Annotated in this window: 15 protein-coding genes, 2 rRNA genes and 1 riboswitch (1 of these 18 only partly in view); of the genes, 14 read left to right on the top strand and 3 right to left on the bottom strand. The window is 38.5% G+C overall.

Features of this window, described 5'->3' with window-relative positions; translation table 11 throughout:
* Both SJY24_RS28810 and rrf read left to right on the top strand, forming a co-directional pair.
* Positions 1-374, top strand: a 23S ribosomal RNA gene (locus SJY24_RS28810) (it extends 2,548 nt beyond the left edge of the window).
* 49 nt (positions 375-423) lie between these two features.
* Positions 424-539: ribosomal RNA gene (rrf, locus tag SJY24_RS28805) — 5S ribosomal RNA — on the top strand.
* Between the two features lie 43 nt (positions 540-582).
* Here rrf and SJY24_RS28800 read toward each other — a convergent pair.
* A complete protein-coding gene (locus SJY24_RS28800; RefSeq protein WP_377867085.1) occupies positions 583-864 on the bottom strand; it encodes a hypothetical protein in 282 nt (93 codons plus the stop codon).
* A gap of 272 nt (positions 865-1,136) precedes the next feature.
* A riboswitch (purine riboswitch) is annotated at positions 1,137-1,238 on the top strand.
* 110 nt (positions 1,239-1,348) lie between these two features.
* On the opposite strand from SJY24_RS28800, the gene purE reads away from it, so the two are divergent.
* The 12 genes from purE to purD all read left to right on the top strand — a co-directional run bounded on the left by purE (position 1,349) and on the right by purD (position 14,561).
* On the top strand, positions 1,349-1,834 hold the full coding sequence (gene purE / locus SJY24_RS28795) for a 5-(carboxyamino)imidazole ribonucleotide mutase (RefSeq protein WP_002010008.1): 486 nt from the start codon (positions 1,349-1,351) through the stop codon (positions 1,832-1,834).
* Positions 1,831-2,982: a 5-(carboxyamino)imidazole ribonucleotide synthase gene (gene purK / locus SJY24_RS28790; RefSeq protein WP_377867084.1), complete on the top strand. Its 1,152-nt coding sequence runs from the start codon at positions 1,831-1,833 to the stop codon at positions 2,980-2,982. Before purE ends, purK begins: the two co-directional genes overlap by 4 nt.
* The gene (gene purB, locus SJY24_RS28785) at positions 2,979-4,286 is read left to right on the top strand and encodes an adenylosuccinate lyase (protein WP_000610751.1); all 1,308 of its coding nucleotides are present in this window, start codon (positions 2,979-2,981) and stop codon (positions 4,284-4,286) included. The genes purK and purB overlap by 4 nt, the downstream gene beginning before the upstream one ends.
* 88 nt (positions 4,287-4,374) lie before the next feature.
* On the top strand, positions 4,375-5,094 hold the full coding sequence (purC, locus tag SJY24_RS28780) for a phosphoribosylaminoimidazolesuccinocarboxamide synthase (RefSeq protein ID WP_001170543.1): 720 nt from the start codon (positions 4,375-4,377) through the stop codon (positions 5,092-5,094).
* Positions 5,087-5,341, top strand: a complete 255-nt coding sequence (purS, locus tag SJY24_RS28775; RefSeq protein WP_000278821.1) for a phosphoribosylformylglycinamidine synthase subunit PurS — start codon at positions 5,087-5,089, stop codon at positions 5,339-5,341. The genes purC and purS overlap by 8 nt, the downstream gene beginning before the upstream one ends.
* Positions 5,338-6,021, top strand: a complete 684-nt coding sequence (gene purQ / locus SJY24_RS28770; protein WP_000666771.1) for a phosphoribosylformylglycinamidine synthase subunit PurQ — start codon at positions 5,338-5,340, stop codon at positions 6,019-6,021. The genes purS and purQ overlap by 4 nt, the downstream gene beginning before the upstream one ends.
* Positions 6,005-8,224 carry a phosphoribosylformylglycinamidine synthase II gene (purL, locus tag SJY24_RS28765; protein ID WP_000055548.1) on the top strand — a complete coding sequence of 740 codons (2,220 nt, stop codon included), beginning with the start codon at positions 6,005-6,007 and terminating at the stop codon, positions 8,222-8,224. The genes purQ and purL overlap by 17 nt, the downstream gene beginning before the upstream one ends.
* Positions 8,209-9,624 (top strand): amidophosphoribosyltransferase, encoded by a 1,416-nt coding sequence (gene purF / locus SJY24_RS28760; RefSeq protein WP_071747191.1) that lies wholly within the window; start codon positions 8,209-8,211, stop codon positions 9,622-9,624. Before purL ends, purF begins: the two co-directional genes overlap by 16 nt.
* Positions 9,625-9,725: 101 nt before the next feature.
* Positions 9,726-10,766, top strand: coding sequence for a phosphoribosylformylglycinamidine cyclo-ligase (gene purM, locus SJY24_RS28755; protein WP_377824953.1), 1,041 nt, complete (start codon positions 9,726-9,728; stop codon positions 10,764-10,766).
* A complete protein-coding gene (purN, locus tag SJY24_RS28750) occupies positions 10,763-11,350 on the top strand; it encodes a phosphoribosylglycinamide formyltransferase (protein ID WP_000088583.1) in 588 nt (195 codons plus the stop codon). Before purM ends, purN begins: the two co-directional genes overlap by 4 nt.
* A 24-nt stretch (positions 11,351-11,374) precedes the next feature.
* Entirely contained in the window at positions 11,375-12,910 is a 1,536-nt protein-coding gene (purH, locus tag SJY24_RS28745) for a bifunctional phosphoribosylaminoimidazolecarboxamide formyltransferase/IMP cyclohydrolase (protein WP_377867083.1), read from the top strand.
* A 379-nt stretch (positions 12,911-13,289) separates the two neighbouring features.
* A complete protein-coding gene (purD, locus tag SJY24_RS28740; RefSeq protein WP_377867082.1) occupies positions 13,290-14,561 on the top strand; it encodes a phosphoribosylamine--glycine ligase in 1,272 nt (423 codons plus the stop codon).
* A gap of 34 nt (positions 14,562-14,595) precedes the next feature.
* On the opposite strand, the gene SJY24_RS28735 is transcribed toward purD, so the two are convergent.
* Positions 14,596-14,760: a type II toxin-antitoxin system antitoxin gene (locus SJY24_RS28735; RefSeq protein ID WP_001085172.1), complete on the bottom strand. Its 165-nt coding sequence runs from the start codon at positions 14,758-14,760 to the stop codon at positions 14,596-14,598.
* Between the two features lie 16 nt (positions 14,761-14,776).
* On the bottom strand, positions 14,777-15,622 hold the full coding sequence (locus SJY24_RS28730) for an SPFH domain-containing protein (protein ID WP_000660693.1): 846 nt from the start codon (positions 15,620-15,622) through the stop codon (positions 14,777-14,779).
* Positions 15,623-15,776 lie beyond the last annotated feature (154 nt).

Genomic DNA, 15,776 nt, shown 5'->3' with positions numbered 1-15,776 from the left:
GCTGTAGTCGGTCCCAAGGGTTGGGCTGTTCGCCCATTAAAGCGGTACGCGAGCTGGGTTCAGAACGTCGTGAGACAGTTCGGTCCCTATCCGTCGTGGGCGTAGGAAATTTGAGAGGAGCTGTCCTTAGTACGAGAGGACCGGGATGGACGCACCGCTGGTGTACCAGTTGTTCTGCCAAGGGCATAGCTGGGTAGCTATGTGCGGAAGGGATAAGTGCTGAAAGCATCTAAGCATGAAGCCCCCCTCAAGATGAGATTTCCCATAGCGTAAGCTAGTAAGATCCCTGAAAGATGATCAGGTTGATAGGTTCGAGGTGGAAGCATGGTGACATGTGGAGCTGACGAATACTAATAGATCGAGGACTTAACCATATAATATGTAGCAAATGTTATCTAGTTTTGAAGGAATATGCCTTCATAGTTTGGTGATGATGGCAGAGAGGTCACACCCGTTCCCATACCGAACACGGAAGTTAAGCTCTCTAGCGCCGATGGTAGTTGGGACCTTGTCCCTGTGAGAGTAGGACGTCGCCAAGCAAAAACCTAAGTCGTTTCGACTTAGGTTTTTTTGTGTTTATTTTTATTTACCAAATGTCAAAATCCATAAATTGAATGACGCTAAAGAAGAAAAAAGAATGAAATAGAGGCTGTTTAAAATAATGGCAATGATTTTTTGTGCTCCTGATTTTCCGAATGCTCCTAAAATAATACCTAAGATAGGAAGTATTATTTCTATCATAAGTATATATCTAAAATAATGAGAGTAGAAAAAATGGGATGATATAAATAAGTATTCAATAATTACAGCAATTATCGCGATATAGAAACATAAATAGGATAATAGCACAGTTATTTTTTTCACGGTTATTCCTCCTTAGAAATTAAATGGTTATAATGTAAGTTCTATTGATGTATAGAATACAAGAGTATATATACTTTGGTTGAAACATACTGAAGTCAATTAGACATAAAATAGATCTCTAGAAATATATATTCTAATTCCCTTTTCTTCTTGCATATAGTTGCAATTCTTCTTTTGAATATAACTAAAACACGAACGTTAACGATTGCTAATAAAAAAACATTCGATTATTTGTTGACATTGTTTATGAAATATTGTTAATATAGCCATAGAAACAATAATATATAAGACCTCATATAATCGCGGGGATATGGCCTGCAAGTCTCTACCTAACGACCGTTATTCGTTAGACTATGAGGGAAAGTCACTCGGTATTTTTCTATTCACAAGGGATACGTATGCCTGAGTAGAGCGCTTTCTCTCATAGTAAAAGAGAAACTGTTCTATTTCAGGCTTTTTTTATTTGAATCGGGGGGATTCTAATATGAAATCACTAGTTGGAGTCATAATGGGAAGCACGTCAGACTGGGAAACAATGAAATATGCTTGTGACATTTTAGATGAATTAAATATACCGTATGAGAAAAAAGTTGTATCCGCTCATCGGACTCCGGATTATATGTTTGAATATGCAGAGACAGCTCGTGAACGTGGATTAAAAGTTATTATTGCTGGAGCCGGTGGAGCAGCGCATTTACCAGGAATGGTTGCAGCGAAGACGAATCTTCCTGTAATCGGAGTTCCAGTTCAATCAAAAGCGTTAAACGGCTTAGATTCATTATTATCCATCGTCCAAATGCCAGGAGGGGTTCCAGTTGCAACTGTTGCAATTGGTAAGGCTGGTTCAACGAATGCTGGATTACTTGCTGCACAAATACTTGGATCATTTCATGATGATATACATGATGCATTAGAGTTGAGACGAGAAGCTATTGAGAAAACTGTGCGTGAAGGTAGTGAGCTAGTATGACGAGAATCATTTTACCTGGAAAAACAATCGGCATTATTGGAGGCGGCCAGCTAGGAAGAATGATGGCATTGGCAGCTAAGGAGATGGGATATAAAATTGCTGTTTTAGATCCTACAAAGCATTCACCATGTGCACAAGTTGCTGATATTGAAATTGTTGCACCATATGACGATTTAAAAGCAATTCAGCATTTAGCAGAGATCAGTGATGTTGTCACATATGAATTTGAGAATATTGATTATAGATGTTTACAATGGCTTGAAAAGCATGCTTACTTACCGCAAGGCAGTCAGTTGTTAAGTAAAACACAAAATCGTTTTACAGAAAAGAATGCGATTGAGAAAGCTGGGCTACCAGTAGCAACGTATAGATTAGTTCAAACTCAAGATCAGCTTACTGAAGCAATCACTGAGTTATCATATCCTTCCGTCTTAAAAACGACGACAGGCGGATATGATGGGAAAGGTCAAGTTGTTTTAAGAGGTGAGGCTGACGTTGATAAAGCGCGAGAGCTTGCGAATGCAGCAGAGTGTATTTTAGAGAAATGGGTGCCTTTTGAAAAAGAAGTATCAGTTATTGTGATTCGTAGTGTAAGTGGTGAAACGAAAGTATTTCCGGTAGCGGAAAATATTCATGTAAATAACATTTTGCATGAATCTATCGTTCCAGCCCGCATTACAGAAGAACTTTCTCAAAAAGCAATTGCTTATGCAAAAGTGCTCGCGGATGAACTAGAACTTGTGGGAACACTAGCGGTAGAGATGTTTGCTACAGCTGACGGTGAGATTTACATTAATGAATTAGCACCAAGACCTCACAATTCAGGACACTATACACAGGATGCATGTGAAACGAGTCAATTTGGTCAACATATTCGAGCAATCTGTAATTTACCTCTTGGCGAAACAAATTTGTTAAAACCAGTTGTCATGGTAAACATTTTAGGCGAACATATAGAAGGGGTCCTAGGACAAGTGAATAGACTAACCGGGTGCTATTTACACTTGTATGGAAAAGAAGAAGCAAAAGCGCAGCGAAAAATGGGGCATGTTAATATTTTAAATGATAATATTGAAGTCGCTCTAGAAAAAGCGAAGAGTTTGCATATTTGGGACCATCAAGAACAACTGTTGGAGGGAAAAAGATGATTAATCGTTATACACGCCCTGAAATGGGTGCAATTTGGACGGAAGAAAACAAATTTAAGGCATGGTTAGAAGTTGAGATTTTAGCTTGTGAAGCATGGGCTGAGCTTGGCGACATTCCAAAAGAAGATGTTAAAAAAATTCGTGAGCATGCATCATTTGATATTGATCGTATTTATGAAATTGAAAAAGAGACACGTCATGACGTAGTTGCATTCACTCGCGCTGTATCAGAAACACCAGCATTAGGTGAGGAACGTAAATGGGTTCATTACGGTTTAACATCTACAGACGTAGTAGATACAGCGTTATCTTACATCTTAAAACAAGCGAATGAAATCATATTAAAAGACTTAGAAAACTTTGTAAGCATTTTAGCTAACAAAGCGAAAGAGCATAAATACACGATCATGATGGGAAGAACACACGGTGTTCATGCAGAACCAACAACATTTGGTTTAAAACTTGGTCTTTGGTATGAAGAAATGAAACGTAACGTAGAGCGTTTCAAACAAGCTGCTGATACAGTTCGCGTTGGTAAATTATCTGGTGCGGTTGGTACATACGCGAATATTGATCCATTCGTAGAAAAATTTGTTTGTGAAAACTTAGGATTAGAAGCAGCACCAATTTCTACACAAACATTGCAACGTGATCGCCATGCTCATTACATGTCAACACTTGCACTAATCGCAACATCTATTGAAAAGATGGCAGTTGAGATTCGTGGTTTACAAAAGAGTGAAACACGTGAAGTTGAAGAGGCTTTCGCAAAAGGCCAAAAAGGTTCTTCTGCAATGCCACATAAACGTAATCCAATTGGATCTGAAAATATGACTGGTTTAGCTCGTGTTATCCGCGGTTATATGATGACAGCTTACGAGAATGTTCCATTATGGCATGAGCGCGATATTTCTCACTCTTCAGCAGAACGCGTAATTTTACCAGATGCTACAATCGCGTTAAATTACATGTTAAATCGCTTTGGTAATATCGTTAAAAACTTAACTGTATACCCAGAGAATATGAAACGCAATATGACAAGAACATACGGCTTAATTTATTCTCAGCGCGTAATGCTTACATTAATCGACAAAGGTATGGTACGTGAAGAAGCTTATGATATCGTACAGCCTAAAGCGATGGAAGCTTGGGAAACACAAGTACAATTTAAAGAGCTTGTAGAAGCCGATGAGCGTATTACGAGCAAGTTATCACAAGAAGAAATTAATGAATGCTTCAACTATGAGCATCATATGCAACACGTTGATACAATCTTTGAACGCCTTGGGTTAAACGAAGCGTAAAATTTCATATGGCACAGAATAGAGTCATTCTGTGCCATTCTTTATAAAAACATTATTCACATTTTTCAAACTACAGGGGGCTTGCGAAATGCAAAAGCTAGAATTGCTGTATGAAGGTAAGGCAAAAAGAATTTATCGTACAGAATCAGCAGATATGGTTTGGGTAGAGTACAAAGATAGTGCGACTGCTTTCAATGGGGAGAAAAAAGAGACGATTACAGGAAAAGGTCGTTTGAACAATGAGATTACAACTTTATTGTTCAGAAAGTTACAAGAAGTAGGAATAAAAACACATTTTGTAGAGAAGTTATCTGAAACAGAGCAACTTGTTAAAAAAGTGAGTATTATTCCTCTAGAAGTTGTCACAAGGAATGTAATTGCAGGAAGTCTTTCAAAACGATTAGGAATGGAAGAGGGAACTGTACTTGCAGAACCAATCGTAGAATTTTACTTCAAAGATGATGATTTAGGAGATCCGCTTGTAACGGAAGATCATATTCGTGTATTAAACGTTGCATCACCAGAGCAAGTAAGCGTATTACGAGATATGGCTCTACAAATCAATCAAGTGTTGATTGATCATTTCGCAAGCTGTCGTGTAAGATTAGTAGATTTTAAATTAGAGTTTGGTGTAACAGATGAAGGAGAAATCATTTTAGCGGATGAAATTTCACCAGATACTTGCCGTTTATGGGATGAAACGAGCAATGAAAAATTTGATAAAGACGTATTCCGTCGAGACCTTGGAAATTTAACAGAAGCTTATGAAGAGATTTTAAAACGTTTAGGGGGAATTTCACATGTATAAAGTTAAGGTATATGTAACGTTAAGAGAAAGCGTATTAGATCCACAAGGAACAGCAGTAAAAGGGGCGCTTCATAGTCTTTCATTCACAGAAGTACAAGACGTTCGAATCGGAAAATATATGGAGTTAACAATTGATAAATCAGTATCTGACCTTGACGCAAAGGTAAAAGAAATGTGTGAAAAACTATTAACAAACGTTGTAATGGAAGACTTCCGTTATGAAGTTGAGGAGGTTGTCGCACAGTGAAATTTGCAGTCATAGTATTCCCAGGTTCGAACTGTGATGTCGATATGTTCCATGCAATTAAAGATGAGCTTGGTGAAGAAGTAGATTACGTTTGGCACGATAGAGAGAATTTAGATGAATATGATGCAATTTTACTACCTGGTGGATTCTCTTACGGTGACTATTTACGTTGTGGTGCTATTTCTCGCTTTGCTAACGCAATGAAAGCAGTGCAAAAAGCTGCTGAGCAAGGAAAACCAATTTTAGGAGTGTGTAATGGATTCCAGATTCTTGTTGAATCAGGATTACTACCAGGAGCACTAATGAGAAACGAAAACTTAAAATTTATGTGTCGCACTGTTCAGTTACGTGTTGAAAATAATGAAACGATGTTTACATCACAATATGAAAAAGATGAAGTAATCAATATTCCAATTGCACATGGTGAAGGGAATTACTATTGTGATGAAGCGACTCTTAAACAATTAGAAGAGAATAATCAAATCGCATTCCGTTATGTAGAAAATCCGAACGGTAGCGTTTCAGATATTGCTGGTATTGTAAATGAAAAGGGAAATGTACTTGGTATGATGCCACACCCAGAGCGTGCTGTAGATGAATTGCTTGGTGGTGCTGAAGGGTTAAAAGTCTTTCAATCTATCTTAAAACAGTGGAGGGAAACATATGTCGTTAATGCTTGAACCAAATCCAACACAAATTAAAGAAGAGCGCATATATGCGGAAATGGGGCTAACAGACGAAGAGTTTGCCATGGTTGAAAAGATTTTAGGCCGTCTGCCAAATTATACAGAAACAGGATTATTCTCTGTTATGTGGTCTGAACATTGTAGTTATAAAAATTCGAAGCCAGTACTTCGTAAATTCCCAACGACGGGTGAGCGCGTTCTGCAAGGACCTGGAGAAGGTGCTGGAATTGTAGACATCGGTGATAATCAAGCGGTTGTATTTAAAATGGAAAGCCATAACCACCCTTCTGCTATTGAACCATATCAAGGAGCAGCAACAGGCGTTGGTGGTATTATTCGTGACGTATTCTCTATGGGAGCACGTCCAGTAGCTCTATTAAACTCACTTCGCTTCGGTGAATTACAATCACCACGTGTGAAATATTTATTCGAAGAAGTAGTAGCAGGAATCGCAGGATACGGTAACTGCATCGGTATTCCTACTGTTGGCGGCGAAGTACAATTTGATCCATGTTATGAAGGAAATCCACTTGTAAATGCAATGTGCGTAGGTTTAATTAACCATGAAGATATTAAAAAAGGGCAAGCGCACGGTGCTGGTAATACAGTAATGTACGTAGGAGCATCAACTGGTCGTGATGGTATTCACGGTGCAACATTCGCATCTGAAGAGCTATCTGAAAGCTCAGAAGCGAAACGTCCGGCAGTTCAAGTAGGAGATCCATTTATGGAGAAACTTCTTATTGAAGCTTGCTTAGAACTTATTCAGTCGGATGCACTTGTTGGAATTCAAGATATGGGAGCTGCTGGTTTAACGTCATCTTCTGCAGAAATGGCAAGTAAAGCAGGTATGGGTATTGAAATGTACTTAGATGATGTACCACAGCGTGAAACAGGAATGACACCATATGAAATGATGCTATCTGAATCACAAGAGCGTATGTTAATTGTTATAAAAAAAGGTAGAGAGCAAGAAATAGTAGATTTATTTGAGAAGTATGGTCTTGCAGCAGTTACGATGGGGAAAGTAACGGAAGACAAAATGCTTCGCTTATTCCATAAAGGTGAAAAGGTGGCTGAAGTACCAGCAGATGCTCTTGCAGAAGAAGCACCAATTTATCATAAACCATCAAAAGAAGCAGCATACTTTGCTGAGTTCCAGCAGATGAAAATGGAAACACCAAAAGTAGAAAATTATAAAGAAACGTTATTCGCTTTATTACAACAACCGACGATTGCGAGTAAAGAGTGGGTTTATGATCAATATGATTATCAAGTTCGCACAAGCACAGTTGTTACACCAGGTTCAGATGCAGCGGTTGTACGTGTACGCGGTACAGAAAAAGGATTAGCAATGACGACAGATTGTAACTCTCGCTACATTTATTTAGATCCAGAAGTGGGCGGTAAAATTGCAGTAGCAGAGGCAGCACGTAATATCGTATGTTCTGGAGGAGAGCCACTTGCAATTACAGATTGCTTAAACTTCGGTAATCCAGAAAAACCAGAAATCTTCTGGCAAATTGAAAAATCAGTAGATGGTATGAGTGAAGCTTGTCGCACATTACAAACGCCAGTTATCGGCGGAAACGTATCAATGTATAACGAGCGTAGTGGTGAAGCAGTATATCCAACACCGACAGTTGGGATGGTTGGACTTGTACACGATTTAAAACATGTAACAACACAAGAGTTTAAGCAAGCTGGCGATTTAGTTTACGTAATCGGAGAGACGAAAGCTGAGTTTGGTGGAAGTGAATTACAGAAAATGGTCCACGGCAAAATTTTCGGCCAATCACCAAGTATCGATCTAGATGTAGAATTAAAACGCCAAAAACAAGTATTAGAAGCAATTCAAGCTGGCCTTGTTCAATCTGCACATGATGTTGCTGAAGGTGGCTTAGCAGTTGCAATTTCTGAAAGTGCAATTGGTGCTAACGGTTTAGGTGCTAATGTGAAATTAGATGGAGAAGCAACAGCAGCATTATTCTCTGAGTCACAATCTCGCTTCGTTATAACTGTAAAACGTGAAAATAAAGAAGCATTCGAGAAAGTGGTAGAAGCAATTCAAGTTGGAGAAGTAACAAATACAAATGAAGTAACAATTCATAATGAAGAAAATGAAGTATTACTTACAGCAAATGTAGATGAAATGAGAAAGGCTTGGAAAGGGGCAATCCCATGCTTGCTGAAATAAAGGGGTTAAATGAAGAATGTGGCGTTTTCGGAATTTGGGGGCATGAAAATGCAGCACAAGTTTCGTACTATGGATTGCACAGTTTGCAGCACCGTGGTCAAGAAGGCGCAGGCATCGTCGTAAATAATGGGGAAAAAATCGTCGGTCACAAGGGGTTAGGTTTAATATCAGAAGTGTTTTCAAGAGGTGAGCTAGAAGGATTAAACGGAAAGTCGGCAATTGGACACGTACGATATGCGACGGCTGGTGGAAGTGAAGTTGCTAACGTTCAACCATTATTATTCCGCTTTTCCGATCATAGTATGGCGTTAGCTCATAACGGAAATTTAATTAACGCAAAAATGCTTCGCCGTGAATTAGAGGCGGAAGGAAGTATTTTTCAAACTAGTTCAGATACAGAAGTACTTTTACATCTCATTAAACGTAGTACGAAAGATTCTTTAATTGAAAGTGTAAAAGAAGCTCTAAATAAAGTGAAAGGTGCGTTCGCATACCTTTTACTAACTGGAAATGAAATGATTGTTGCGCTAGATCCGAATGGATTCCGTCCTCTTTCAATTGGAAAGATGGGGGATGCTTACGTTGTAGCATCAGAAACATGTGCTTTTGATGTAGTAGGTGCAACGTATATTCGTGATGTAGAACCCGGTGAATTACTTATCATCAATGATGAAGGAATTCACGTAGATCGTTTTACAAATGAAGTAGATCATGCAATTTGTAGTATGGAATACATTTACTTTGCACGTCCGGATTCTAATATTGCAGGTATTAACGTTCATGCAGCACGTAAAAACATGGGGAAACGTTTAGCGGCGGAAGCACCTATTGAAGCTGATGTTGTTACTGGTGTACCAGACTCTAGTATTTCAGCAGCAATTGGTTATGCGGAGGCGACAGGCATTCCATATGAGTTAGGACTAATTAAAAATCGTTACGTTGGACGTACGTTTATTCAACCTTCTCAAGAACTGCGAGAGCAAGGGGTTAAGATGAAACTTTCAGCAGTAAGAGGTGTAGTTGAAGGAAAACGAGTTGTTATGATTGACGATTCTATCGTAAGAGGAACAACAAGTAAACGAATTGTTCGTATGCTTCGTGAGGCTGGAGCGACAGAAGTTCATGTAAGAATCGCTTCACCACCTCTTAAGTATCCATGTTTCTATGGCATTGATATTCAAACGAGAAAAGAATTAATTGCAGCAAATAATACGGTAGAAGAAATTCGTGAAATAATCGGAGCAGATTCTTTAACATTTTTAAGTGAAGATGGACTAGTAGATGCAATTGGACGTCCATATGAAGGGAAATATGGCGGTCTATGTATGGCTTACTTCAATGGTGACTATCCAACAGCTCTTTATGATTATGAGCAAGAGCTTTTAGAAAGTATGAAATAAGAAGAAAAAAGCTTCTACTTCCTTTGATGTAGAAGCTAGCTTCTTTCTTAAAACGGCCCGCCCTGGATGGGGAGAAATTAAAAGACGAGGTGTAAATAACGATGGCGAATGCATATAAGCAAGCAGGAGTAGATATTGAAGCTGGATATGAAGCGGTATCTCGCATGAAAAAACACGTACAAACAACAATGAGAAAAGAAGTACTAGGCGGTTTAGGCGGTTTTGGAGGTATGTTTGATCTATCAAAATTTGCATTAGAAGAACCTGTACTAGTATCTGGAACAGATGGCGTGGGAACGAAATTGATGCTCGCTTTTATGGCAGATAAACATGACACAATTGGTATTGATGCAGTAGCAATGTGTGTAAATGATATTGTGGTCCAAGGAGCAGAACCGCTTTTCTTCCTTGATTATATTGCTTGTGGTAAAGCTGAACCTAGTAAAATTGAAAACATCGTCAAAGGTATATCAGAGGGCTGTCGCCAAGCTGGTTGTGCATTAATTGGTGGAGAAACAGCTGAAATGCCAGGGATGTATTCTACGGAAGAATACGATTTAGCTGGTTTTACAGTTGGAATTGTTGATAAAAAGAAAATTGTAACAGGTGAAAAAATTGAAGCTGGTCACGTATTAATTGGCCTAGCATCTAGCGGTATTCATAGTAATGGTTACTCTTTAGTACGAAAAGTGTTACTAGAAGATGGAGAACTATCTTTAGAGCGCATTTATGGACGCTTAGAGCTACCTCTTGGTGAAGAATTATTAAAACCAACGAAAATTTATGTCAAACCTATTTTAGAACTATTGAAGAAACATGAAGTATACGGTATGGCACATATTACAGGTGGCGGATTCATTGAAAATATTCCACGTATGTTGCCAGAAGGAATTGGTGCTGAAATTGAGCTAGGAGCTTGGGAAATTCAGCCGATCTTCAGTTTACTTCAAGAAGTTGGGAAACTAGAAGAGAAAGAAATGTTCAATATTTTTAACATGGGTATTGGTATGGTAGTAGCGGTGAAGGAAGAAGATGCAAAAGATGTTGTTCGTCTTCTTGAAGAGCAAGGAGAAACAGCGCGTATTATTGGACGTACTGTACAAGGTGCTGGCGTTACTTTCAATGGGGGCACAGCACTATGAGTAGATTAGCAGTTTTTGCTTCTGGAAGTGGATCTAACTTTCAATCTCTCGTTAATGCGGTAGAAGAAAAAAGATTGGATGCAGAAATTAGTTTATTAGTATGTGATAAACCAGAAGCACGTGCTGTTGGACGGGCACATTATCATCATATTCCGTGTTTCGCCTTTTCAGCGAAAGCATATGAGTCAAAAGAGGCATTTGAAAAAGAAATATTAAAGAAGCTAGAAGAGTATGAAATTGATTATGTTATTTTAGCTGGATATATGCGTTTAATTGGGCCGACTTTACTAGGAGCGTACGGTGGGAAGATTATTAATATTCATCCATCACTATTACCGAGTTTTCCGGGTAAAGATGCTGTCGGTCAAGCGTTAGAAGCAGGTGTGAAAGTAACTGGAGTAACAATTCATTATGTAGATGCAGGTATGGATACAGGTCCAATTATTGCGCAAGAAGCAGTAGTTGTTTCTGAAGGGGATACGAGAGAAAGCTTACAAAAGAAAATTCAACAAGTTGAACATAAATTATACGTAAATACAGTGAATCAAATTGTTCAGTCTGCGAAAGAAACAACTGTTAACTAACATACAACCAGGGGTGAAGGATAAATGAAAAAGCGTGCATTAGTAAGTGTTTCAGATAAAACAGGAGTAGTAGAATTTGTTAAAGGTTTACTAGAACAAGGGATTGAAGTTATTTCAACAGGTGGTACGAAAAAATTACTAGAAGAAAATGGCTTACAAGTAATCGGTATTTCTGAAGTAACTGGTTTCCCGGAAATTATGGATGGACGTGTAAAAACATTACACCCAAATATTCATGGTGGTCTATTAGCGGTTCGTGATAATGAAACGCATGTAGCGCAAATGAATGAATTAGGCATTCAACCAATTGACTTTGTTGTTGTTAACTTATACCCATTCAAAGAAACGATCGCTAAGCCTGATGTAACATTTGCTGATGCAATTGAAAATATTGATATCGGTGGCCCAACAATGATTCGCTCTGCTGCGAAAAATCATAAATTTGTATCGGTAATTGTAGATCCAGTAGATTACGATGTTGTATTAGCAGAACTGAAAGAGAACGGCGAAGTCAAAGAAGAAACGAAACGTAAATTAGCAGCGAAAGTATTCCGTCATACAGCGGCATATGATGCGTTAATTTCTAACTACTTAACAGAACAAATGGGTGAAGAAAGTCCAGAAACATTAACGGTGACATTTGAGAAAAAGCAAGACTTACGTTATGGTGAGAACCCACATCAAAAGGCAACTTTCTATAAAGCACCATTTGCTGTAACTTCTTCTGTTGCATACACAGAACAGTTACATGGTAAAGAATTATCTTATAACAATATTAACGATGCAGATGCAGCACTTAGTATCGTGAAAGAATTTACAGAGCCAGCAGTAGTAGCGGTAAAACATATGAATCCATGTGGCGTTGGAGTGGGTACTGATATTCATGAAGCATACACACGCGCTTATGAAGCAGATCCAGTATCAATCTTCGGAGGCATTATTGCAGCGAATCGTGAAATTGATAAAGCCACAGCAGAAAAGTTACACGAAATTTTCTTAGAAATTGTTATCGCACCTTCTTTCTCACAAGAAGCTTTAGAAGTATTGCAAAGTAAGAAAAATTTACGTTTACTAACTGTAAACATTGAAAAAGCAACAAGCGCAAGTAAAAAGCTAACTTCTGTACAAGGTGGACTTCTTGTTCAAGAGGAAGATACGTTATCATTAGATGAAAGTACGATTTCAATTCCAACGAAACGTGAACCATCAGAGCAAGAGTGGAAAGATTTAAAACTAGCTTGGAAAGTTGTAAAACATGTGAAATCAAATGCAATTGTTTTAGCGAATGATAACATGACAGTTGGTGTAGGTGCGGGACAGATGAACCGTGTAGGTTCTGCAAAAATCGCAATTACACAAGCTGGCGAAAAAGCACAAGGTAGCGCACTTGCATCTGATGCTTTCTTCCCAATGCCAGATACAGTAGAAGAAGCAGCAAAAGCTGGTATTACAGCAATCATTCAACCAGGCGGATCAATCCGTGATGAAGATTCTATTAAAGTGGCAGATAAGTATGGGATTACGATGGTGTTCACTGGCGTACGTCATTTCAAACACTAATAGAGGATGTTTAAAAGGTCCGGTCAAGATAACTGTCGCATGTCGTCGTTGCATTGCCAGTGCGGGTACTCATGTAGGAAAACTACACTCCGTGTCCTCCTGGCGAATGCGCCTCGACCTGCTCGGTTCTCTCGATCCTCCCTTTTAAACTTCTATTGATACGGATGTTTAAAAAGCCCGGTCAAGATAACTGTCGCATGTCGTCGTTGCATTGCCAGTGCGGTACTCATGTAGGAAAACTACACTCCGTGTCCTCCTGGCGAATGCGCCTCGACCTGTTCGGTTCTCTCGATCCTCCTTTTTAAACTTACATTGATATGAAAACAAACTAGGAGCATAGCTTCTAGTTTGTACTTATTTAATTATTGGGGGATGAAATATGAATGTTTTAGTAATCGGCCGCGGTGGGCGTGAGCATGCTTTAGCTTGGAAATTTGCACAATCTGAAAAGGTAGAAAAAGTATATGTAGCGCCAGGTAATGAAGGTATGCGAGATGTTGCAACGCCAGTTGATATTGATGAGAATGATTTCGATGCATTAGTCTTATTTGCAAAAGAGAAGAATGTTGAATTAACTTTCGTTGGACCCGAAATTCCGCTTATGAACGGAATCGTGGATCGTTTTAAGGAAGAGGGACTTCGTGTATTTGGTCCTAATAAAGCAGCTGCTGTTATTGAAGGTAGTAAGGCTTTTACAAAAGAGCTTATGAAAAAGTATGATATTCCAACTGCGGCATATCATACTTTTACAGACTATGAAGAAGCAGTAAAGTACATTCAAAAAGTTGGTGCACCGATTGTAATTAAGGCAGATGGTTTAGCTGCTGGTAAAGGTGTAACAGTAGCGATGACGCTTGAAGATGCATTACAAGCTGTGAAAGAAATGCTGCAAGATGTGAAATTCGGTGAGGCAAGCAAGAAGGTCGTTATTGAAGAGTTTCTAGATGGACAAGAATTTTCATTAATGGCATTCGTGAATGGAACAATCGTACATCCGATGGTAATTGCTCAAGATCATAAACGCGCTTTTGATGGGGATAAAGGTCCAAATACAGGCGGAATGGGTGCATATTCTCCAGTACCACAAATTCCAGAATCAGCAGTTCAAGAAGCGATTCAAACAGTATTACACCCAACTGCCAAGGCGATGATTGCAGAAAACCGTTCGTTTACAGGTATTTTATACGCAGGTCTTATTTTAACAAATGATGGTCCAAAGGTAATTGAATTTAATGCACGCTTTGGTGATCCTGAAACAGAAGTTGTATTACCTCGCTTAGAAAATGATTTAGTTGATGTATGTAACGCTGTATTAGATGAAAATGAATTAAAATTACAATGGTCAGAAGAAGCGGTAATCGGTATCGTACTGGCTTCTAAAGGATACCCAGAAGCATATAAAAAAGGTGATATTATTAGCGGACTAGATGCGCTGCAAGATGTGATTGTGTTCCATGCAGGTACAGCGATGAAACATGGTGACTTTGTAACAAACGGTGGTCGTGTACTATTTGTTGCTTGTAAGGCGAATAGTTTACAAGCAGCGAAAGACAAAGTATATAAAGAAATCGGTAAAATTGAGAGTGATGGTCTATTTTATCGAAGTGACATAGGATATCGTGCAATTGGGCATGAGATGACGAGAAGCTAATATAAAAATCCCGCTGATTTCTCAGCGGGATTTTTTATTCATCTTTATCTTTTTTCAATTTTCCTTTTTGCTTTGCCATTTCTCGAAGCAAATACTCGATGTGTGCATTGACGCTACGAAACTCATCATTCGCCCATTTTTCGATGACTGCGTGTAATTCAGGATCAATACGTAATGGAAAGCTTTTCTTTTTAGCCATAATTATTTACAACCTTTTAGTATAGGCTTCCTGTATTAATAACTGGTTGCGCACCTTTATCTGAAACGATGGCAACTAATAAATTGTTCACCATATTTGCTTTACGCTCGTCATCGAGTTCCAGTACGCCTTCTTCATCTAACATATGGATTGAATCTTTCGCCATCTTCACAGCACCTTCAACAATCTCTTTTCTAGCAGCTAATACTGCTTTTGCTTGTTGACGTTGGAGCATTGCATGGGCAATTTCTGTTGCGTAAGCTAAATGCGTTAAACGAGTTTCTAATACTTCTACACCAGCAATTTCAAGGCGTGCTTCTAGCTCACGCTTTAATTCTTCAGAGATTTCTTCAGTGTTTCCTCGTAACGTGATGCAAGTTTCATCTTGGAAATTATCATAAGGATATTTTGTTGCAACGTGGCGGATTGCTGTTTCGCTTTGAATTTCTACGAATCGATCGTAATGTTCAACACCAAACATTGCTTTTGCAGAATCAACCACTTTATATACGATAACAGCTGCAATTTCAATTGGATTTCCCTCAATATCATTTACTTTTAATTTCTTACTATTAAAGTTTTCAACACGTAAAGATACAGTTTGACGGAATGCAAACGGAATTGTTAAAAATAAACCGTTTTGACGAATTGTTCCTAAATAATTACCGAAGAACGTAATAACTTTCGCTTGATTCGGTTGCACGATACCGATACCTGTAGCTAAAACAGATGCTAATATGAGAACTAAAATAGCTATTACAAACATTTCTTGTACAAGGCAAAATACACCGATAGCGGCTAAAACTAAAATTCCGATAACGCCGAGAAATCCATTAACATAAAATACTTGTTTTTCTTTCATATGATCGCCTCCTGATATGAAAATGATATCACTTTTATATCATTCTATGCAAGGGGTTTACACCTAATTTTCTGAATTTTATTGATTGATTTATGTACGTTTCAGGGATGTAACTCTAAAATATAAGAATGTACGTTCTGTTTTGTGGTAAAAT

Origin of the sequence: Bacillus sp. R86525, assembly GCF_042466195.1 — a bacterium.
Lineage (GTDB): Bacteria > Bacillota > Bacilli > Bacillales > Bacillaceae_G > Bacillus_A > Bacillus_A nitratireducens.
The sequence above is the reverse complement of the archived record's forward strand: the minus strand, read 5'-3'. Positions and strand labels throughout refer to the sequence as shown.